17 protein-coding genes are annotated in these 20,361 nt (G+C 64.7%); 5 read left to right on the forward strand and 12 right to left on the reverse strand.

Going from position 1 to position 20,361, the window contains the following annotated elements:
• Positions 1-237: 237 nt before the first annotated feature.
• The 6 genes from ACTQZK_RS07950 to ilvD all read right to left on the reverse strand — a co-directional run bounded on the left by ACTQZK_RS07950 (position 238) and on the right by ilvD (position 7,943).
• The gene (locus ACTQZK_RS07950; protein ID WP_428421243.1) at positions 238-711 is read right to left on the reverse strand and encodes a hypothetical protein; all 474 of its coding nucleotides are present in this window, start codon (positions 709-711) and stop codon (positions 238-240) included.
• A 99-nt stretch (positions 712-810) separates the two neighbouring features.
• Positions 811-2,109 (reverse strand): hypothetical protein, encoded by a 1,299-nt coding sequence (locus ACTQZK_RS07955; protein WP_441899228.1) that lies wholly within the window; start codon positions 2,107-2,109, stop codon positions 811-813.
• Positions 2,110-2,821: 712 nt separating this feature from the next.
• Positions 2,822-3,817 (reverse strand): ketol-acid reductoisomerase, encoded by a 996-nt coding sequence (gene ilvC / locus ACTQZK_RS07960; protein WP_216529738.1) that lies wholly within the window; start codon positions 3,815-3,817, stop codon positions 2,822-2,824.
• 63 nt (positions 3,818-3,880) lie between these two features.
• Complete coding sequence (ilvN, locus tag ACTQZK_RS07965) at positions 3,881-4,366, reverse strand: acetolactate synthase small subunit (RefSeq protein ID WP_114566962.1); 486 nt, start codon at positions 4,364-4,366, stop codon at positions 3,881-3,883.
• Positions 4,363-6,273 carry a biosynthetic-type acetolactate synthase large subunit gene (gene ilvB / locus ACTQZK_RS07970; RefSeq protein ID WP_441899231.1) on the reverse strand — a complete coding sequence of 637 codons (1,911 nt, stop codon included), beginning with the start codon at positions 6,271-6,273 and terminating at the stop codon, positions 4,363-4,365. Before ilvB ends, ilvN begins: the two co-directional genes overlap by 4 nt.
• Positions 6,270-7,943 (reverse strand): dihydroxy-acid dehydratase, encoded by a 1,674-nt coding sequence (gene ilvD, locus ACTQZK_RS07975; protein WP_441899233.1) that lies wholly within the window; start codon positions 7,941-7,943, stop codon positions 6,270-6,272. Before ilvD ends, ilvB begins: the two co-directional genes overlap by 4 nt.
• Before the next feature lie 657 nt (positions 7,944-8,600).
• On the opposite strand from ilvD, the gene ACTQZK_RS07980 reads away from it, so the two are divergent.
• From ACTQZK_RS07980 to cysK, 3 genes are all read left to right on the forward strand, one after another.
• Positions 8,601-9,518: a hypothetical protein gene (locus ACTQZK_RS07980; protein WP_114566965.1), complete on the forward strand. Its 918-nt coding sequence runs from the start codon at positions 8,601-8,603 to the stop codon at positions 9,516-9,518.
• Positions 9,519-10,091: 573 nt separating this feature from the next.
• The gene (locus ACTQZK_RS07985) at positions 10,092-10,646 is read left to right on the forward strand and encodes a gamma carbonic anhydrase family protein (protein WP_441899235.1); all 555 of its coding nucleotides are present in this window, start codon (positions 10,092-10,094) and stop codon (positions 10,644-10,646) included.
• A gap of 79 nt (positions 10,647-10,725) precedes the next feature.
• Positions 10,726-11,658 carry a cysteine synthase A gene (cysK, locus tag ACTQZK_RS07990; RefSeq protein ID WP_114566967.1) on the forward strand — a complete coding sequence of 311 codons (933 nt, stop codon included), beginning with the start codon at positions 10,726-10,728 and terminating at the stop codon, positions 11,656-11,658.
• A 72-nt stretch (positions 11,659-11,730) separates the two neighbouring features.
• Here the strand turns inward: cysK and ACTQZK_RS07995 are convergent, their stop codons facing one another.
• From ACTQZK_RS07995 to trxB, 5 genes are all read right to left on the reverse strand, one after another.
• Positions 11,731-12,537, reverse strand: coding sequence for an MBL fold metallo-hydrolase (locus ACTQZK_RS07995; protein ID WP_441899237.1), 807 nt, complete (start codon positions 12,535-12,537; stop codon positions 11,731-11,733).
• 93 nt (positions 12,538-12,630) lie between these two features.
• Positions 12,631-13,464 carry a purine-nucleoside phosphorylase gene (locus tag ACTQZK_RS08000; protein ID WP_216529743.1) on the reverse strand — a complete coding sequence of 278 codons (834 nt, stop codon included), beginning with the start codon at positions 13,462-13,464 and terminating at the stop codon, positions 12,631-12,633.
• 93 nt (positions 13,465-13,557) lie between these two features.
• Complete coding sequence (locus ACTQZK_RS08005) at positions 13,558-14,562, reverse strand: N5-glutamine methyltransferase family protein (RefSeq protein ID WP_216529744.1); 1,005 nt, start codon at positions 14,560-14,562, stop codon at positions 13,558-13,560.
• Position 14,563: 1 nt separating this feature from the next.
• Positions 14,564-15,637: a peptide chain release factor 1 gene (gene prfA / locus ACTQZK_RS08010; protein ID WP_220149564.1), complete on the reverse strand. Its 1,074-nt coding sequence runs from the start codon at positions 15,635-15,637 to the stop codon at positions 14,564-14,566.
• Positions 15,638-15,777: 140 nt separating this feature from the next.
• On the reverse strand, positions 15,778-16,749 hold the full coding sequence (trxB, locus tag ACTQZK_RS08015) for a thioredoxin-disulfide reductase (protein WP_114566971.1): 972 nt from the start codon (positions 16,747-16,749) through the stop codon (positions 15,778-15,780).
• Between the two features lie 189 nt (positions 16,750-16,938).
• Here trxB and msrB point away from each other — a divergent pair, with 189 nt between their 5' ends.
• Positions 16,939-18,072 carry a peptide-methionine (R)-S-oxide reductase MsrB gene (gene msrB, locus ACTQZK_RS08020; protein ID WP_441899240.1) on the forward strand — a complete coding sequence of 378 codons (1,134 nt, stop codon included), beginning with the start codon at positions 16,939-16,941 and terminating at the stop codon, positions 18,070-18,072.
• 24 nt (positions 18,073-18,096) lie between these two features.
• On the opposite strand, the gene ACTQZK_RS08025 is transcribed toward msrB, so the two are convergent.
• The gene (locus ACTQZK_RS08025) at positions 18,097-19,449 is read right to left on the reverse strand and encodes an MATE family efflux transporter (RefSeq protein ID WP_441899242.1); all 1,353 of its coding nucleotides are present in this window, start codon (positions 19,447-19,449) and stop codon (positions 18,097-18,099) included.
• A 142-nt stretch (positions 19,450-19,591) separates the two neighbouring features.
• Between ACTQZK_RS08025 and ACTQZK_RS08030 the strand changes: the two genes are divergently transcribed.
• The gene (locus tag ACTQZK_RS08030) at positions 19,592-20,350 is read left to right on the forward strand and encodes a MerR family transcriptional regulator (RefSeq protein WP_441899244.1); all 759 of its coding nucleotides are present in this window, start codon (positions 19,592-19,594) and stop codon (positions 20,348-20,350) included.
• The last annotated feature ends 11 nt before the right edge of the window (positions 20,351-20,361 follow it).

Below are 20,361 nucleotides of genomic sequence, written 5' to 3' on the forward strand. Positions count from 1 at the left end.
AAACTCCCTTTTATCATACCACGCGGACGGGGGGGGCATTCGCGCGGCCATCCCCCACGGGCCGGGGCTCCGCAGCCCGGGCACGTTTCATTGGCGGGACGGAGCAAGACGAACGAAACGACCGAAGCGGCAAGGGCGGGCAACGGGCGCGGCGCGAAGCGACCGGGCGACTACTGGGGCGACGCTTCCTTGGCCCTGCCCTCGCCTCGCCGTCACGCGCCGCCGGGCGCCGTCAGCTTACTCTACGTTCGACATCACGCCGCCGTACATCTTGTACCCGACGGCCTTCGATTCGCAGTAGACGCTCTCGACGTTCAGAGCAGCCTTGGCCTTTTCGATAAGGTCGATCACCGCTTGGTCGCTTCCGTGCACGCTATCGAACACGAGCGTATCGTTTTGGATAATGGTGCCGTCTTCGGCGGCATAGCCGCCTTCGGCCTCGTACACCGTGTAGCCCGACCCTGCTTCGACGAACAGCGGGATAAGGATGTCCTTCGCCTCGTCCATCGTAAGCACCTGCTTGCCGGCATCCTTGTCGTACAGCCCGAAGTACAGGCAGTACACGATCTCCTGCTGGTCGGTCACGCCGTTGACCAGCGACGGCGGCTCCTGCGAAGCTCCCTGCGCGCCCGTGCATCCGGCCATCACCGAAGCGGCGAGCGCCGTTGCGCACACGCACGCGCACAGCTTCCCAAACGTTTTCGTCTTCATAGCAGCCTCCCTTGTCTCGATGCGGCCTATGGTAGCACCGAGCCACGACGGCTGCGACCGAAATCAAGCGAGCGAAGCATTTCGTCCGCAAGAAGGCCGCTACGAGGCCGTTCCGCGTCCGGCGGCATCGTCAAGTTCGCCCGTGAGACGCTCTTTGAGCGTCAGCTTGCGCGGGGCGAACGGATGGGGCAAAGGCACGTCGCGGCCGATGGAGCGCATCGCGATGTCCCACAGCACCCGGTTGCCGCAATAGTACAGGTAGCGTTTTCTTATCTGGGAGATCTTCCGCTCGTCGAAGCACCCCGATTCGGCGAACCCATCGAGGATCGCGTCGCTTTTCTCTTTCGCCACGGCCCTTCGCCACGCGAGCGCCGCGTTCGCCACGAACACGCCCACCGTATAGGGCAGCACCAGTGCCCGAACGAGCGCGATCATGTCCTCGCGCCGATAGCTTGAAAGCGCCGCAGCCTGGCCTCCCAAAAGGCTCGCGTCCAGCGCGCGGCCTTCGCTCGAGGCAACCCATTGCTGCACGTCGGACACCCACACCCCCGCGAACACGATGGCCGCGCCCGAGAACACCGCCGCCGCCAGCCCCATTCCCTTGAGCCACCAGCGAACGCTGCCCATCCAGTATTGGGGAACCGTATAGGTGTACAGCAGCAGCAAAAGCGCCGCGAACACGATCGATGCGCCCACGATCAGCGGATCCTGCTGCAAGAAGTAGTCGGTAGCCACCTTCAGAACACTTTGAACCTGGTACAGCCAGGAAAACCCGCCCGCCAGCATGGTTTCGGCGGACAGGCCCCAATCCTGCACTACGGACATGACCCAGGAAAGCAGCATGCTGGCAACGGCCACGATGATGAAGAACGCCGGCAACGTGACGGACACGCTGGCCATGCCGCGCAGAAAGGCGCCGTCGAACCGCAGCGCAAGAAAGTAGAGCAGTAAAAACCCGCCCATGAGCACCGCGGCGAACGCCAGGTACGTGGCAAGCGTAGAGGGAATCGCCACGCCCGGGAAAAGCGAGAGCACCGCGCGAACGATCAGCGCGAACACCGTCGCCGCCACGATGGAGCCGCAGCTGAGGACCCACGCTCGCTGCACGCGATCGCGGTCGGTGTCAAGTTCGTCCACCCCGTTGCGCTCCACGACATCGACAAGCTCCAGGTTATGAATGCGCCGCATTGCGCATGCCGTCTTCAGCGAGAGCGCAACCGAAAGCGGCAGGAACAAGGTCAGGCCGACCCAGGCGGGCAGCGCGGCGCAAAACGCCGCGAACAGAAGCACGGGAATCCCCCATCGATACCAGCTGTCGAACGGACGCGCAACCCAGGCGCACATGCGCCGCAGGCACGCCATCGCAACGCGCTCGATGTCTTTGATAGTCGAATTCATACCAGCAGTGTACGATCGGGCGCAAGGGCGAACAAGCAACGCCACGGAAACGACGGAAGGCCGCCCGCGCTGCGACGAGGCAGTCGGCAAGCGCGGGGGATCGCATGCCCGCGAGCGGGCCGCATGCCCGCAAGCGCACCGCATGCCCGCGAACGCGAGCCCACGGGCGTGCCCCGCACCCGCGAGAAGGCCGTGCGCTCGCAAAATCGCGTTAGCTGGCGGTTTTTGACGGTTTGAGGTCGTCATATGACACGTCACAAGTGCATTCCAACATTCACTGCATCAGCGCAAAGCTCTGAACTGGGGTGATACGATGCAAGCTGTTCGTGTGCACCCACGAAGGCTCGCCCAACAACCTCAAACCGTGAAAACCTGCCAGCAAACGCCCTATTTGCTGCGCAACCCGGAACGGCCGAGCGAACAGGAGCCCATCGAGCGGAATTCGCCCAAGTGCGACCGGTCGAGGGCGCGCGACGCCGAGCGCGAACGTGCGCCGCCGATCGAGAGTAGTCGCACGCGGGCAACGAAGGTCCGCCCGCGCACGATCGCAAGCGGGCGCACTTGCCGGACGACGCCCGACCAGGCGCGCCCGCTCCGCAAAGGCGCACTTGCCGGACGCAAGCGGGCGGCGCAAGCTCGTGCCTGCGCCGCCCGCGTTTCGCGTCCTCGCATGAAAAGCCGCGCCCGCCCTGAAGACGCGCAGCGCCCCGGGTTAGTGGCGCGCGAACCTGAACATCGAGCGAATGCCCACGCCCACTTCCTCGATCGGAGCATTGCCGTGCTCCATGCGCTGCTCCTGCAGCCACTTCTGGCCGTTCTTGGAATCTTCCATGAACTCGTGCGCGAAGCTGCCGTCCTGGATGCGCGCGAGGATGTCCTTCATCGCGGCCTTCGCCTCGTCGCCGATGACCTGTGGCCCAGCGTAGTAGTCGCCGTACTCGGCCGTGTTCGAGATGGAGTAGCGCATGTTGGACATGCCGCCCTCGTACATGAGGTCCACGATGAGCTTCATCTCGTGGAAGCACTCGAAGTATGCCATCTCGGGCGGATAGCCCGCCTCCACCAGCGTCTCGAAGCCGGCGTTGATGAGCGCCGTCACCCCGCCGCAGAGCACGGCCTGCTCGCCGAACAAGTCGGTTTCGGTCTCGTTCTTGAACGTGGTCTCCACCACGCCGGCCCGCGCGCCGCCGATGCCCCACGCGTACGACAGCGCCACGTCCTTGGCCTGCCCCGATGCGTCCTGGTGCACGCAGATAAGGCACGGCACGCCCGCTCCTTCGGTGAACACGCGGCGCACCATGTGGCCCGGACCCTTCGGCGCGATCATGATCACGTCGACGTTCTCGGGCGGCGTGATGTAGCCGTAGTGCACGTTGAAGCCGTGCGCGAACGCCAGCGTGTCGCCCGCCTTGAGATGCGGCGCGATCTCGGCCTCGTACGTAGCCGCCTGAGTCTCGTCGGGCGTGAGGATCATGATGAGATCGGCTTCCTCGGCTGCCTCGGCCACACTCATCACCTGCAAGCCCGCCGCGACGGCCTTCCCCCGCGAACGAGAATCCTCGCGCAGCCCGATGCGCACGTCGCATCCGGAATCGACCAGGTTCAGCGCATGGGCGTGGCCCTGGCTTCCGTAACCGATGATGGCGATCTTCTTGTCCTGGATGAGCTGCGGATTCGCGTCGTTCTCGTGATAGATCGTAACAGCCATGTTCGTTTTCCTTTCTATTGGCTGATGGTACCTTGCTTGGACTTTCGGAAAAGCTGCGAAAAGCTACACGTCCTTGCTGTTTCGGGACATGGCTATCTTGCCGGTGCGGATGATCTCCTTGATGCCATAGGCGCGGAAGAGGTCCTCCATGCCCTTGAGCTTGTTCTCGTCGCCGGTGGCCTCGATAGTGAGCGAGCTTCTTCCCACGTCGACGATCTTCGCGCGGAAGACGTTGGCGATCTCGATGATCTCGCTGCGCCGCTCGGGCGATGCGTTCACCTTGAACATCACCAGTTCGCGCTCGATGGCGGCGTCGTTGGTGAGGTCGGTGATCTTATGCACGCTGATCAGCTTGTGAAGCTGCTTGGTAATCTGCTCGAACGCAACCTCGTCGGCTTTGACGATGGCCGTCACGCGCGACATGGTGGGATCTTCGGTGGGACCGACGGACAGCGACTCGATGTTGAAGCCGCGCCGCGAGATGAGCCCCGTCACGCGCGAGAGCACGCCGGGCTTGTTCTCCACGAGAACAGACAGGATGTGCCTCATCGTCCCTCCCCTTTCTGCCCGGCTGCGGGCACGTCGATGCGCACGGCGCCCACCGCCACGTCGATCGCCCCCATGACCTCGTCGAGCGCGCGGCCCGGCGCCACCATGGGATACACGTTCTGATCGCGCGAAATGGCCACGTCGAGCAAATAGGGGCCCGGCGCCTCCAGCATGCGCGCAAGCGCCGCATCCAGCTGATCGGGATGCTCCACGCGCTCGCCCTGCCAACCGTACGCGTCGGCCAGCTTCACGAAATCGGGCGTCGCGTCCAGCAGCGTAGCCGAGTAGCGGCCCTCGTAGAACAGCCGCTGCCACTGATGCACCATGCCCAGGCAGCGATTGTCCATGATGAGCACCTTCACCGGCGTGCCGTGCACGGCGGCCGTGGCCATTTCCTGGCTGTTCATTTGGAACGACCCGTCGCCGGCCACGCACACCACGCGCTTTTCGGGGCAGCCGATGGCCGCGCCGATAGCCGCCGGAAAGCCGAATCCCATGGTGCCCAAACCGCCCGACGACAAAAACGTGCGCGGCGCCTCGCGATCGATGCTCTGAGCCGCCCACATCTGATGCTGGCCCACTTCGGTGACCACGATGCTCTTGTGCGGGTCCAGCAGAGCGGACAGCTTTCGCATGACCACCTCAGGCACGATTTCTTCGGGATTGTCCCCCAGGTCAGGATGGTAGAACGGGTAACGCGAGCGCCACGCCGCTATCTTCTCGACCCAATCGCTCGTCGCAGGCTGGGCGTTCTCCTTCTCGAGCGCCGCCACGATGCCGGCCAAAACGCCCTTGAGGTCGCCCACGATGGGAATCTGCACCTCGCGGACCTTGCCGATCTCGGCAGGGTCGATGTCGATGTGGATCACGTCGGCCCGGGGCGCGAACTCGTCGAGCTTCCCCGTGACGCGGTCCGAGAAACGAGCGCCCGCAGCGATGATCAGGTCGCTTTCCGTCATGGCCAGGTTGGCGTATTTGGAGCCGTGCATGCCCACCGGCCCCAGGTTGAGCTTGTGCGAAGCCGGGAACGCCCCCTTGCCCATAAGCGTGGTGACCGCGGGAATCTGCATGAGCTCGGCCAGGCGGATCAGCTCGTCGGAAGCGCCGGACGACACGATGCCGCCGCCCACGTACAGCACGGGGCGCTCGGCCTGCTTGATGCGGGCCACGGCCTGCTTGATCTGCTTGGCGTTGCCGCGATACGTGGGCTTGTAGGACGGCAGGTTCACCTCGTCGGGATAGGAGAACACCATGCTTTCGGAGGCAAGGTCGCTTGGCACGTCGATGAGAACCGGGCCGGGTCGCCCGGTTTTGGCGATATGGAAGGCCTCGCGAAACGTGCGGGTCAGCTCGTCGGTCGACTGCAGCAGGTAACTGTGCTTGACCACCGGCATGGAAATGCCCACGATGTCCGATTCCTGGAACGAGTCCGTGCCGATCACGCCGCGCGGCACCTGGCCCGTGATGACCACGAGCGGCACGCTGTCCATGTAGGCCGTCGCGATGCCCGTGACCGTGTTGGTGGCGCCCGGCCCGCTGGTCACGATGACCACGCCCACGTTGCCCGTGGCGCGGGCGTACCCGTCCGCCTCGTGCACCGCGCCCTGTTCGTGCCGAGACAGCACGTGCGTGATCTGCTGGGAATCGTACAGCGCGTCGTACATCTTGATGGCCTGGCCGCCCGGATAGCCGAACACCACGTCTACGCCCTCGGCCTCGAGGGAGGCGATCACCGCTTCAGCCGCGATCATCGTGGATCCCTGCTTGGCGGTGCCGCTTCCCAACCCGCGCGGAGCGCCCACTGCAGCCGCGCTGGCCGCGGCTCGCGGTGCCGACGCTTTCTGTCGACCCGCCGCACCGCACGCGGCAGGATCGCGCGCATCGCGTTCTTCGATTCGTTCGCTCATGAGACGTACGCCCCCTTGTCCGCAGATGAAACGAGCTTCGCGTATTTCGCGAGCACGCCATGATCGTGTTTCGGCGCGGGAAGGCGAAACGCCTCGCGACGCCGGGAAAGCTCGTCGTCGCTCACGTGCAGGGTGAGCGCGCCGCCTTCGATGTCCACCGTCACCTGATCGCCTTCCTTAACGAGCGCGATAGGCCCGCCCGCCGCGGCTTCAGGGCTCACGTGCCCGACGGCCGGGCCCTTCGTCGCGCCCGAGAAGCGCCCGTCGGTGATGAGCGCGACGCTCGTGGACAGGCCCATCCCCGAAATGGCCGACGTGGGAGTGAGCATCTCGCGCATGCCCGGGCCGCCTTTGGGGCCCTCGTAGCGAATGACCACGACGTCGCCCGAGACGATCTCGCCCGCGTAGATCGCCGCGCAAGCCGCCTCCTCGCTGTCGAAGCAGCGCGCCGGTCCCGTGTGCTTCATCATGGACGGATCGACCGCCGACTTCTTGACAACGGCCCCATCAGGCGCGATGTTGCCGTGCAGCACCCGAAGCGCGCCCACCGGCGAGAACGGGTTGTCGTGCGAACGGCACACCTCGCCGTCGGCCGGCTTCGTGCACGACGCCAGATAGTCGTCCATCGGCCCCATGCACGTCACGGCCGTGCGGTCGAGCAGCCCGAGCTTCGCCAGCTCGTGCATGACCACCGGCACGCCACCCACCTCGTACAGGTCGCTGAGCGGGCGCGGACCCGAAGGCTGCAGCTTCACCAGATGAGGAGTGCGCGCGCTTGCAGCGTCCCAGTCGTCCATGGTCACAGGGCATCCCGCTTCGCGCGCGATGGCCGTCAGATGCAGCACCGTGTTCGTGGAGCCGCCGAACGCCATATCGCACTCCATAGCGTTGTGCACGGCGGCGGCGTTCACGATGTCGCGCATGCATACGCCCCGCTCCAGCAGCTCCATCACCTTCATGCCGGCGTGCTTCGCCAGGCGGATGCGCTCGGAATAGACCGCCGGCACCGTGCCATTGCCCGGCAAGGCGATACCCAGGGCTTCGCACAAGCAGTTCATGGAATTCGCCGTGAACAGACCCGAGCAGCTGCCGCACGTAGGGCACGCCGTGTCTTCGTAGTGCTTGAGCTCATCAATCGTCATGGATCCCTGCTGAACGGCAGCCGCGCCATCGAACAGCGTGTTGAGGTCGGTGGAGGGGCCGCAGCCGCCGGGCTGCTTTCCGGCCAGCATGGGGCCGCCGGACACGAACACCGTGGGAATGTTCACGCGCAGGGCGCCCAGCAGCATGCCCGGCACGATCTTGTCGCAGTTGGGAATGCATACGAGGGCGTCGAAGGCGTGGCCCTGCACGGCACATTCCAGGCTGTCGGCGATGACCTCGCGCGACACGAGCGAGTAGTGCATGCCGTCGTGGTTCATGGCGATGCCGTCGCACACCCCGATGGTCGAAAGCTCGAACGGCACGCCGCCCGCCATGTAGATGCCGGCCTTTACGGCCTCGGCGATTTTATCCAGGTTGTTGTGTCCGGGAATAACGTCGTTTCGGGAGTTGAACACCGCAACGAGCGGGCGCTTCAGCTCCTCGTCGGTGATGCCGTCCGCCTTGAGCAAGCTGCGGTGGGGGGCGCGCGCCACGCCGGCGGTAACGGCTTCGCTTCTCAGCTGCATCTGGCTCCTTCCTTCGAGTCCGACCATAAAAAAATCCTGTTGCACGTAAGCTGCACCAGGACCTCAGAAGGAAAGCGGATACGACGCGACGAAGACGCGCGGCCTATCTCAATCAGACTGATAACGGAGTCGCCGGTTCAGCCTACTTGCTCGCGGGTTCCCGAAGATCGTCCGGGTGAGCCGCGCAACGTTCGAACCGAACTGCTCGGAGGTGGCGTTCAGGCCGCCCACCACCGGCTCGCAGCATCCGCCGGCTCTCTGAAGATGGGTTCGTCCCTACTGTCCTCGTCAACGCATTTCGTTCTATGAAGTTGTTGCAGGCCAGTATACCCCAGCTTGCCGCGCGCACAAGCGAAACTTCGACGGGCGCGCGGCGCGCGCAGGAAATTCACACGAGCCAACTCGGAAATGAGGCGGACAGGACCGAGGGACAGCGTCGAAGGCGCCCGTACCGCGATTCGATGCCAGAACGCAACACGCATGCCCAAGATGACAATCCGTCAACCAGTCAGTCAGAACCGAGCAACGGTTTCGTCGACAAACGCGGCGAAAAGCACCGAAACCGTACACTTTCCTTTTACGTACGCGTCCTGAAGCCGATACGGAACGCGCCATACGTCTGCCGTCGATCGCCTGGCCGCGAAAGGAGGATCCGCCGTGACGAACCGAAACCTGCCCGACATGCCGTTTCAGGGCACCGGGCCGCAGCCGCACGTCGGCTTGCCGCAAAGCGAGCGGCACCTGCCCAACCGAACGCACGGCATCCGTTTCGACGTCTCGTTGCAACGGCCCACTGCCGACGAGGCGCGCGACCCCTTCGCCACCGTGCGTCCCGCCACACCCGACCTGCACCGCGGCAATCGCCCGCCATCTGCGGGAACGGCCTCGATGCGGATACTTTCGGCCATCTTCGCCATTGTCGCAGTAGGGGCCGTGGGCACGATCGGAGGCACGCTCGTTTCCCGCGGCATCGCCGCAGCGCCCGAGGCCGACAGCGTCCCAGCTGCCGAATCCGCGCCCAGCCAAAGCGTCGACGCAGCCGGGAACAGCACCGCGCCCGCTTGGAAGAAAGCTTCTGCCCCCGCGCTCTTCCAGAACGATCCCGCCTGGTCATCCGATCCTTACGGATCGGGTACCATCGGCTCATCGGGCGGCGCGCCCCTGTGCTTGGCCATGGCGCGCATCGGCGTCACGGGAGACACCGACATGGGACCGTCCGTCGTGGCGGCTTTCGCGCGCAGCAACGGCTACGTCGAAAACCCCGACGGCCTGCTTACGGAAGGCGCGCGCCAACTGGGGCTGAAGGTGAACTCGGTGGAGTCGAGCGAGCTGGCCATCAGGAAAGAGATAACTGCGGGACGCCCCGTGATCGCATCGCTCGACAGCGACTCCTCCGCCAGCAAGCCGTCCTACGTCGTGCTGGTCGACATCGATCGGCACGGCATGCTGGTGGTGAACGACCCGAAGCGCCGCGACCACGCCGTCCACAGCCGATCCTTCAACGACGTGGTGCGCCGAGCGAACGCGCTTTGGTCCTACCAGGCCGCACCCGCCTCCAAGCCCGCATCGTCGTAAGCCGCCCCGCGTGCAAGCGGGCGTCGCGGCGCAGCGGGACGACCGACGACGGGGCGCGTGCCTAGGGCATGCACCTGGCCGCGCGCGCCGGTGCATGTGCGAACCCGGCCGCCGGCGTATGCGCGCGTTCGACCGTCGGCGCGCGAATACCGGCCCATCAGGGCATTCCTGTCAAAACGGACGAGTTTTGCTGGTCCTCAAACCAGGATAAAGGCAAGTCACAACTTCGTGAACTGGGGAAATAGAAATCGGAGTCTCGCGAAACCTCTTCCATAGAGCGAAAACCGCCGCAAAACTCGTTAGTTTTGACAGCGCGAGGGTTTTACGCTCCGCGGGCGCCCGCACGCAACCGAGCGCCAGAGGATTCCCGAGCCCCACCGCGCGCCGCCGCGCTCCCCCACGCAAGCGCCCGCGCCCTTCTTCTCACACTTCCCCTGATTTGAGGGTCCCGCCCGCCGCATTCAACCGCGATCCCCTCGAAACGCAGCGATCCCCTTCCTATAATAAAGTACGAACACGAAGCAGCGAGGCCGAGCGCCCACCGCGCGAACGGCCCGTCACAAGGAGGCCCGCATGGACTACCGTCAACTCGAGATCCATCCCGAAGCGCGCATCGCGCCCAACGCCACCCTCATCGGCAACGTATCCGTCGGCAAAGACGCCGTCATCCTGTTCAACGCCACGCTGCGCGGCGACTACGGATCGAAGATCGTCATCGGCGAGGGAACCAGCGTCCAGGAAAACTGCTGCGTGCATCTGGGCGCCGCAAGCGACTGCGTCATCGGCTCCGGCGTGACCGTCGGCCACGGAGCCATCGTGCACGGCTGCACCATCGGCGACAACACGCTGGTCGGCATGGGTTCCATCATCATGGACGGAGCGAACGTCGGATCGAACTGCATCGTAGGCGCCGGGTCCCTCGTTACCGGCGGAACCCAGATCCCCGACGGCATGCTGGTCATGGGCTCGCCCGCAAAGGTGCGGCGCGCCCTCACCGACGACGAAATCGCGCAAAATCGCGTCGACGCCGAAGGCTACGTCGCCATCGGCAAAGACCTCGTGGAAAACGGCATTATCTACGAAGGAGCGAACCTTCCTCGCGACATCATGACCATCGCCGTCAAGTAGATTCCGTATGCGCGTAAACGCGCAATGGTACAATGGATGCTTACCGCATACGAACCCGAACCATGATCGAGGAACCATCGTGATCTACGACAACGTGCTTGACGCCATGGGGCGCACGCCCCTCATCCGCCTGAACAGCCTCTCCGAAGAAGGATCCGCCCAGATCCTCGCAAAGTACGAAGGCGTGAACGTAGGAGGATCGGTTAAGACCCGCACGGCCTGGCAGATGATCGACCAGGCCGAAAAGCGCGGTCAACTGAAACCTGACAGCATCATCGTGGAGCCGACGAGCGGCAACCAAGGCATCGGGCTTGCGCTCGTGTGCGCCGTCAAGGGATACGCCGCCCGCATCATCATGCCCGACTCCGTGTCCGTCGAGCGCCGCAAGCTCGTACGCCACTACGGAGCCGACGTGATCATCGTGCACGACGACGGGGACATCGGCAAGTGCATCGCCGAATGCATCGCCACCGCCGAGCGCATGGCAGCGGAAGATCCGCGCGTCTACGTTCCCCAGCAGTTCGAGAACGAGGACAACCTGTTCGCCCACAAGTACCACACCGCGCTCGAAATCGTCGAGGACGTCGAAGGCCCCATTCACGGCTTCTGCTCCGGCATCGGCACGGGCGGAACCATCTCCGGCGTCGGACAGATCCTCAAGCGCCTGTACCCCGACGTGGAGATATGGGCGGTCGAGCCCGAAAACGCCGCCATTCTTTCCGGAGGCGGCATCGGCACGCACCTGCAGATGGGCATCGGCGACGGCTTGATCCCCGCCATCCTCGATCAGGAGATCTACGACGACATCTGCATCGTCTCGGACGAAGAGGCCCTCGACACCGCTCGCGCCCTCGCTCGCCAGGAAGGCCTGCTCTGCGGCGTGTCGTCGGGCACGAACGTAGCCGCCGCGCGCCGCCTTGCCCGCAAGCTCGGCGCCGGCAAGACCGTGGTCACGCTTCTGCCCGACACGGGCGAGCGCTACTTCTCCACCGAGTTGTTCGACGGCGAGTAAGCCGCACGAAGCGATCGAGCCGCAGCCGCTGCGCGCCCACCGGCGCAAAGCGGCTGCGGCGAGCGAACCCGTCTACTCCACGCTCACGAGCATTCCCTGGTACGCCGCCTGCACGGTCGCGCCATGAGACGCGCGCGACACCACCGTAGCCAAAGACTCCTCGGGCAGACGGTACGTGTTGTTGTTCTGCGAGATATGCATGGCAACCACCTGCTCCAACCGCGCGCACAGCAATGCGTCCAGCTCGTCGGCCGCCTGAACGTTCGACAGGTGGCCCACGTCGGACCCGATGCGACGCTTGACCGGATACGGGTACGGCCCCTCTTGCAGCATCCGCACGTCATGGTTGCTCTCCAGCGCCAAAATGCGCACGTTGGACAGGCCCTCATGCGCCTCGCCCGTCACGATGCCGGTATCGGTCACGAACCCCAGCGCGTCGCCGTCCGAGCTTTCGAAACGAAACCCGCACGACGCAGCCGCATCGTGCGAGGTGGCGAACGCATGCACGCTCATCCCCGCAAGCGAGAGCGCATCGCCGCTCGCCAAGACGCGCAGGTCGCATGCTCCCTCGAGCGCGCGAATCTCCTTGCTCGCAAGGCGAACAGCGCTGTTCACGTACACGGCAGGAGCAATTCCCTGCTTCGCCAAACCGCGCAGCACCACGCCCAGGCCCTTCGTGTGATCGCCGTGGTCGTGCGTGATCAGCACGCCCGCAAGGTTCGCCGGGTCGAATCCCGCCTCGTCGACGCGCGCGAAGAAGTCGCGCTTGCAGATGCCGCAATCAACCAGCACGCCCGCACCCGTAGCGGCGTCCTCGATCACGGCAGCGTTACCGTAGCTGCCGCTTGCCAGCACATGCAGCTTCAACCGATGGTCCATGGATTCCTTCCAAACGATACGGTGCGCCAAACGCCTGCCCGACGGGTTCCCGCCGAGTTTCCAAAGCGCTTGACGCGCGCGGATTCACTGTTGTTACAACTGTTCGATCACGCCCGTGATCAGACGCGCGAAATCGGCTTCGCGCGTCTTCGCCACATCGAGCACCTCGACGCCGGTGGGGCTTGCGCCCCCGATGCCGCATCCCATGTTCGAGACAAGCGACACGCCCAGCACGCGCATGCCCACATGGCGCGCGGCTATAACCTCTTCGCACACGCTCATAGCAACCGTGTCGGCTCCCCATGATCGGAACATGCGAATCTCGGCCGGCGTCTCGAAGCTTGGGCCGAGCAAGCCCAAATACACGCCTTCCTGCACGCGTATCCCCCGTTCAGCCGCCACATCATGGGCAATGGAGCGCAACTGCGGGTCGAACGCGTCGAACATGGAGAAGAACCTATCGGACAGGTTGGCCGGGTCGGGCGCGGCAATGGGGTTGCGCCCCGTGAAGTTGATCTGGTCGGACATGATGCAGAAATCGCCCACCTGGTAGTTCACGTTGAGCGCGCCGACGGCGTTGGTGGTGATGAGCGTATCGACGCCGAGACGCTGCATGAGCCACACCGGATACGCCACTTCCTGCGAGGAGTTCCCTTCGTAGCCGTGCAGGCGGCCCTGCATGGCCAGCACGCACTTCCCGCCCAGCGTTCCGCACACGAACCTGCCCACGTGCCCTTCCGCCGTGCTCGTGTTCATGCGCGGAACCTCGACGTAGGGAATCAACTCCGCATCGGCGATCTCGTTAGCCAGCGGATTCAAGCCCGAGCCCAGAATCAAGCCGATGCGCGGGCGCCGATCGCCCAGGCGCTTTCGCATGGTGTACGCCGAAAGCGTAAGATTATCGTCCAAGATGTTTCGTTCCAGCATGGCGACCCCTTCCCTTGGTTTCGCACCATTATAGCGAAGCAGCCGCCTCGCATGCGCGCGCCGCGATCCGCCGTGCCGCCATGCCGTCGCAGGCTAGCTGCAGGCATCCGCCTTGCGCGCGGTCAAAACGCGGGGGCGTTGCGCCAGGTCGCGCACGATGCGCACATCCTGAAAGCCCGCTTCGCGCGCCAGGGCCGCCGCTTCGTCCAAATGCCCCTCGTGCAGCTCGAACGCGAACGCACCGCCAGGCTTGAGCGCAGCGCCGCACCACGGCAACAACCGGCGCAGCACGTCCAAGCCGTCCGATCCGCCGTCAAGGGCAAGCTCCGGCTCGAAGTCGGCCACCTCGCGCGGAATGTCGGCCAGCACCGCCGTAGGCACGTACGGCGGATTGGAAACCACCAGGTCAAGCGCGCCTATCATGCAAGAAGGAACGCATTCCCCCAGATCGCCCGCAAGCACCTCCACTCGCTCGTCCAAGCCGAGCGCCCGCGCGTTGTCGCCGGCAAGCGCAACGGCTTCGGGCGCGATGTCCGTGGCAACCACGTGCGCAAGCGGATGCTCGAACGCGATGGAGCACGCGATGCAGCCCGACCCCGTGCACAAATCGGCCACCAGCAACTCGGGAGCAGGAACCTGCGCATCGGGCGCATCTTCGGAGGCATCCCGCTCGTCAGCGGAATCGGCAGCAGCTTCGGCAAGAGGGGCTTCAAGCGCTTCTTCCGCCCAAGCATCGGCCGCAACGCGCTTCGGCGCCGGCGGCAGGAGCGACAGCGCCTCGCTCACCAGCACCTCGGTTTCGGGACGCGGGATGAGCACCCCGGGGCGCACCTGCACGGTGATATGGCGAAACCCCACCTCGCCGGTGATGTACTGCAAGGGCTCTCCGGCGCCGCGACGCGCCACGAAACCGCGCAGCACGTCGCGCTCGTCCAGAGACAAGGGCTGGTCGAAGTTCGCATACAGTTCGATGCGGCTCAGGCCCGTGGCCTCGGACAGAAGCCATTGCGCAGAAATGCGCGGGTTCTCGTCGCCTTTGCGCTCCAGATAGCCGACCGTCCAATCAAGGGCGGCCTTGATAGTCCAAACGTCGCTCAACCTAAACCGCAGCTTCCAGCTTCTGCGCGCGATCGGCGGCCTGCAACGCGGTGATCACGTCGCCCAGGCCGTCGCCGAGTAGCACGCCGTTGTACGTGCCGTTGAAGCCGATGCGGTGATCGGTCACGCGGTCCTGCGGGCCGTTGTAGGTGCGGATCTTCTCGGAACGATCGCCCGAGCCGATCTGAGCCAAGCGCTCGGCGCCCTCGGCGGCCTGCTGTTCGGCCAGCATCTTCTCGTACAGGCGCGCGCGCAAAACGGCCATTGCGGCGATCTTGTTCTGCAGCTGCGACTTCTGATCCTGCGACTGCACCACCAAGCCCGACGGCAGGTGCGTGATGCGCACGGCCGAGTCGGTGGTGTTCACGCACTGGCCGCCCGGGCCGCCGGCGCGATACACGTCGATGCGAAGATCGTTCTCGTTGATGTCGACCTCGACCTCGTCGGCTTCGGGAAGAACGGCCACGGTGGCCGTGGACGTATGGATGCGACCTTGGCTCTCGGTCTTGGGGACGCGCTGCACGCGGTGCACGCCGGACTCGAACTTCATGACCGAGTACACCTTGTCGCCCTTGACCTTGAACTGAACCTCCTTGAAGCCGCCGGCCTCCGAAGCCGACACGTCCATGGTCTCGGTCTTCCAGCCCTGCGCAGCAGCGAAGCGCTCGTACATCTTGTAGAGGTCGCCGGCGAAAATGGCCGCCTCGTCGCCGCCCGCGGCAGCGCGGATCTCGACGATGATGTCCTTGTCGTCCGCCGGATCGGCCGGAATGAGCATGAACTTGATGTCCTCTTCAAGAGCGGGAAGCCTGCTCTCGATCTCGGCCATCTCCTCCTGAGCGAACTCCTTCATATCGGGGTCGGAGAGCATCTCCTTGGCGGCGGCCAGATCGTCGGACGCCTGCACGTACTCGCGCGCCTTCTTCGCAAGGGGGCCCTGGTTCGCGTACTCCTTGGCCAGGCGGTTGTATTCCTTCTGATCAGCAAGAACGGCCGGATCGCCCATCTTGACCTGGACGTCCTCGTAGGCCTCGATGATCTTGACCAGCTTCTCGCGCATATCGGTATCCTGCATGGTGTGTGCTGTCCTTCGTAACGTGGTTCACCTGATCGCACGCGCCGCGCGCGACGAGTGCCCGCCCCTGTGCAGGAGCGGGCACCACTGCGTAACTGGTTTATGATAGCAGATCGAAAAGCGCTTCGCAGCAACCAGCACTAGATCGCCAAGTACTCCGAAGCCTCTTCAGCGCACACCGCGCCGTCGGCGACGGCGGTGACCACCTGACGGAGAAACTTCGTGCGCACGTCGCCGGCTACGTACACGCCCGGCACGTCGGTGGCGCCCGACTCGTCGGCCACCACGTACCCGGTTTCGTCCAGCTGCAAGGCCCCCTTCAAGAACTCCGTGTTGGGCTCGGTGCCCACAGCCACGAACAGGCCGCTCACGGGGATGTCGCGAATCTCCCCCGTCTTCAGCATCTCCACGCGCACGCCCGCAAGCGCGCCTTCGTCGGCCATCAGCTTGCGCGGCGCGGCGCTCCAGACGAACTCCAGGTTCTCCAGATCCTCCAAGCGCTTATGGTAGATGGCCGTAGCGCGCAGCTTGTCGCGCCGATGCACCAGGTACACCTTCTTGCAGATGCGCGACAGGTAGATGGCGTCGCCCACGGCCGTGTTGCCGCCGCCCACCACCATGACCTCCTTGTCGCGGAAGAAGTTGCCGTCGCACGTGGCGCAGTACGACACGCCGCGACCCTGCAGCTCATCTTCGAGCTCCAGCCCCAGCTTGCGCGGGCGGGCTCCGGTGGCCACGATGACGCTTTTCGCGCGGTATTCGCCGAACGCGGTGGTCAGCACCTTGGGCTCCTGCGCGAAGTCAACCGACACGACCTCTTCGCCCACATGGCGCACGCCGAAGCGATCCGCCTGCTGCTTCATGGAAAACGCCAGCTCGAAGCCGTCCGCCCCCTCGGGAAATCCCGGATAGTTTTCCATGTGCTCGGTCTGGGCAAGCTGCCCGCCCGGCGAAATGCGCTCGAACACCACAACGTCGAGCCCTGCGCGAGCCGCGTACAGACCGGCGGTCAGCCCGGCGGGTCCCGCTCCGATCACGGCAACGTCCATAGCCTCAGGATGGGAGCCCTTGCACTCCTGCGAGGTTTCGTTCAAGGGGCGATCTTCGTTCATGTCAAGCCTCCAAACATCGTCTTTTTTCAACGATCAGTATACGGTAGAAGCGATGTGCGTTGCGAGGGCGTTCCTCAACGGCAGCGTTACGGTTTCGTTGTGCGTTCGTGGGAAAACGGCCGCAATGGCAACGATGCGCTAGGATGGGGCGCGACAAAGAGCGCACGGCGGCGCGATAGGAGCCACACTATGGACAAGCAACGCGAAGACCTGCACACTCTCTACCTTGCCGGAGGCTGTTTCTGGGGATTGGAAGCATACCTGAAGCGCCTGCCCGGCGTGCGGCGCACGGTTGCGGGCTACGCGAACGGATCGACCGAAAACCCCAGCTACCGCGACGTATGCCTATGGAACACCGGGCATGCGGAAACCGTTTCCGTCACCTACGATCGCACGATCCTGCCCACCGACCTGCTCCTGGACGCCTTCTTCGAGGCGATAGACCCCACGAGCCTCGACCGGCAGGGCAACGATCGGGGAACCCAGTACCGAAGCGGCATCTACTGGCAAGACGAGGCCGACTTGCCTTCCATAGAGGCCGCCGTGCTGCGGCAGCAGGCTTCCCACATTGAGCCGATCGTCACCGAAGTGGAACCGCTCGACGGCTTCTACCCCGCCGAAGACTACCATCAAGACTACCTGGCCAAGAACCCCGGAGGCTACTGCCATATCCACCTGGGAGCGGCCGACGAGTTCGCGCGGCGAACCGGCCTGCAGGAAGGGCGCCCCTGCATCGAGCACGACGGGCTGTGCGAAGCCGTGGACACCCCGGGCGTGCGCAAGTTCGACCACGACCTATGCGCATCGGCCGGCTGCGATCCGCAAGACGCGCCCTGCGTCGATCCGAACGATCCCGAAACGGCGGCCCAGCTCATCCGAGCGCAAGGCTACGCCGCCCCCGACGATGACCTGCTCAAGCAAACGCTCGACGAATCCCAGTACCGCGTCGTGCGGCGCAACGCCACCGAGCGGCCGTTCTCCCACCCGTACGATCACCTGTTCAAACGCGGAATCTACGTGGACGTAACCAGCGGAGAGCCGCTGTTCTCGTCCGCCGATAAGTTCGACTCCGGTTGCGGTTGGCCGGCGTTTTCGCGCCCCATCGCCCGCAGCGTGGTAACCGAGCACCTTGACCACAGCCTGGGCACCCTGCGCACCGAGGTGCGCAGCAACGCCGGAGACGCCCATCTTGGGCACGTGTTCTCGGACGGCCCCGCGCAAAGCGGCGGGCTTCGCTACTGCATCAACGGCGCAGCCCTTCGCTTCGTCCCCTACGATCGCATGGACGCGGAAGGCTACGGCTACCTCAAGCCGCTGGTCTAAAACCGCCGGCCTCGACCAAGCGCGCTAGCAAGAGCTGCAGCTGGGATCCCCGTCCAAGCTGCAGCTGCGCTCGCGCTCGCGGCTGCGGTGCCGGAAGCGCAGGAGCGCGCCCGCGGCAACCGACAGGATCATCTGCACGATGGTGACCGAGATCCAGATGCCGTCCAGCCCGAACGCCCACGCCATGCCGAACACCACGGCAACGACAAGGACGGCTTCACCGTACACGATGGCGTTCGACGCTTTCGCATCGTCCACCGCATAGAAGTAGGACGTGGATGCGTGCGTGAAGCCGTAGAACACGTACGCCGTCGAGAACACGGGCAGCGCCCAGGCGATGAGCCCCGTGGTTTCGGGCGAGGCGCCGAACAGCAGCGGCACCTGATGGCGCAGCAGGTACATGGCGGCCAAGCCGATCACGCCCAAGCTGATGGTGATGAGGTAGTTGGTGTTGCGGAAGCGCCGAACGGCGTCGGCGTCGCCCGACCCGTAGTAGCGCGAGATGAGCGGCTGGGAGCCGTCGCCCACGCCCTGGATGAGCATCTGGATCACGCAAGCCGTGTACGACACCACCGCGTACGCCGCGAGCGCCGTCTCGCCGCCGTAAGTTGCCAGGTTCACGTTGATGGCCACAACCGTGGCTTCGGGCAAGAGCGTAAGGCCGAACGGAGCCAATCCCAGCTTGAGGGCATGTGCGGCTATCCTGCCGTCTATACGCAGATCGGCGCGGCTGATGCGGTTCTCTTTACGCAGGAAAAAGCCGGCAACCAGCACGAACGCGGCAACTTGGGACAAAACCGTGGCCTCGGCGGCGCCCGCCGTTCCCATGCCCAGCGCAATCACGAACACGTAGTCGAGCACCACGTTCATGAGCCCTGCCAGCACCTGCACCGCCATGGCGAAGGCGACCTTGCCCTGGTTTCTAATGAGCGGCGTGCAGCCCGTCACCATAATCTGAAACGGCACGCCCCAAGCGATGACCCCGATATAGGAGATGGCCTGGTTGAGCGTTTCGCCGCGCCCGCCCAAAAGCTCGCAGACGGGGCCCGCGAACAAAAACAGCAGCGCCATGATGGGAATCGAAGCCAGAAGCAGCATGAGAAACGTCGTGCCCACCGCACGCCGCGATTTCTCCTCGTCACCCGCGCCGCGCGCGATGGAGGATATCACGCCGCCGCCCATGCCCACGCCCGTGCCCACCGCCATGATGAACGCGACCACGGGAAACGCCACGTTGATGCCAGCCAAGCCGGCGTCGCCCACGGCATGCCCCACGAAGATGCCGTCGACGATGCTGTACACGCCCGCCAACGTGAACGTGAGCATCGTAGGGATTATGTACTTAAGGTACTCGCGTACCATGCTTTTCTTGATCATGCCGATTCTCCGCTGCGGATCTTGCCCTGAAATGTTCCGGATGGTACTCTAAACCTTAAAGCTGCTTGAAGGTAAACCCGCCCGAGCAGGATTCTCGGAATCTCCAAACAAACAGGAGCCAGGTCAGGATGGGAGAAGCGCCGTGAACGCAACGCCGCGCTACTACGACATCAAGGACGCAGCGCGCTGTCTGGGCGTTGCCCCTTCCACGCTGCGCTACTGGGAAAGCCAGGGGCTTGTCCGCGCAAGCCGCGACGAGCGCAACGACTACCGGCGATACGCGCTGCACGACGTGCTCGAAGCAGGCGAGATCGCCTTTTACCGCCAGCTGGGCGTGCCGGTGCGCGACCTGGCAAGCTATCGGGCCATGTCCATCAGCGCGCTTGACGATGCGCTCGGACGCACCGAAGACAGCATCGAGCGGCGCATCGCGGAACTTGAGACCATGCGGACGCGCCTCGCCCGTCAACGCTCGCTCAACGCCGTGGCCGAAGAGTTGAGGGTTTCCGGCATGCGCCCGGCAGCACCCGCCATCGAACGTCTGACCAGCATCGACTACAACACGTCCGTACCGTGGAACGCGCTCATAGACGAGCCGTGGTGCTACGCCGTGCTGATACGAGCCGAAGACCCCTCCGTCGTGCACGAAGCCGTGGCCGACGAAGCAGGGAGCGCTTCCCCGCTTTGGGTGCGCACGCCTTCCGACAACGAACGCACCTGTCGGGAATGCCTGCTCAAAACCACGCCGGAGCTTGACGGCAACAACGCAGCCGAATTGTTCGACGCCGCGACCCGCTCCGGCCTGCGTCCTCGCGCTTTGGTGGGCACGTACCTGGTGACCGCAACCGAACCCGAAGACGGATCCCGTTGGGATTACTACCGGTCTTGGATCGTGACGTAGCCCAACAAGCG

This window comes from Paraeggerthella sp. LCP19S3_G8 (genome assembly GCF_052119225.1).
Taxonomy (GTDB): Bacteria; Actinomycetota; Coriobacteriia; order Coriobacteriales; family Eggerthellaceae; genus Paraeggerthella; species Paraeggerthella hominis.

Excerpts from the sequence above, each read along its gene's own strand:
- ACTQZK_RS07950 (WP_428421243.1), bottom strand. The coding sequence starts at position 711 with ATGAAGACGAAAACGTTTGGGAAGCTGTGCGCGTGCGTGTGCGCAACG.
- ACTQZK_RS07955 (WP_441899228.1), bottom strand. The coding sequence starts at position 2,109 with ATGAATTCGACTATCAAAGACATCGAGCGCGTTGCGATGGCGTGCCTG.
- ilvC (WP_216529738.1), bottom strand. The coding sequence starts at position 3,817 with ATGGCTGTTACGATCTATCACGAGAACGACGCGAATCCGCAGCTCATC.
- ilvN (WP_114566962.1), bottom strand. The coding sequence starts at position 4,366 with ATGAGGCACATCCTGTCTGTTCTCGTGGAGAACAAGCCCGGCGTGCTC.
- ilvB (WP_441899231.1), bottom strand. The coding sequence starts at position 6,273 with ATGAGCGAACGAATCGAAGAACGCGATGCGCGCGATCCTGCCGCGTGC.
- ilvD (WP_441899233.1), bottom strand. The coding sequence starts at position 7,943 with ATGCAGCTGAGAAGCGAAGCCGTTACCGCCGGCGTGGCGCGCGCCCCC.
- ACTQZK_RS07985 (WP_441899235.1), top strand. The coding sequence starts at position 10,092 with ATGGACTACCGTCAACTCGAGATCCATCCCGAAGCGCGCATCGCGCCC.
- ACTQZK_RS07995 (WP_441899237.1), bottom strand. The coding sequence starts at position 12,537 with ATGGACCATCGGTTGAAGCTGCATGTGCTGGCAAGCGGCAGCTACGGT.
- ACTQZK_RS08000 (WP_216529743.1), bottom strand. The coding sequence starts at position 13,464 with ATGCTGGAACGAAACATCTTGGACGATAATCTTACGCTTTCGGCGTAC.
- prfA (WP_220149564.1), bottom strand. The coding sequence starts at position 15,637 with ATGCAGGATACCGATATGCGCGAGAAGCTGGTCAAGATCATCGAGGCC.
- trxB (WP_114566971.1), bottom strand. The coding sequence starts at position 16,749 with ATGAACGAAGATCGCCCCTTGAACGAAACCTCGCAGGAGTGCAAGGGC.
- msrB (WP_441899240.1), top strand. The coding sequence starts at position 16,939 with ATGGACAAGCAACGCGAAGACCTGCACACTCTCTACCTTGCCGGAGGC.
- ACTQZK_RS08025 (WP_441899242.1), bottom strand. The coding sequence starts at position 19,449 with ATGATCAAGAAAAGCATGGTACGCGAGTACCTTAAGTACATAATCCCT.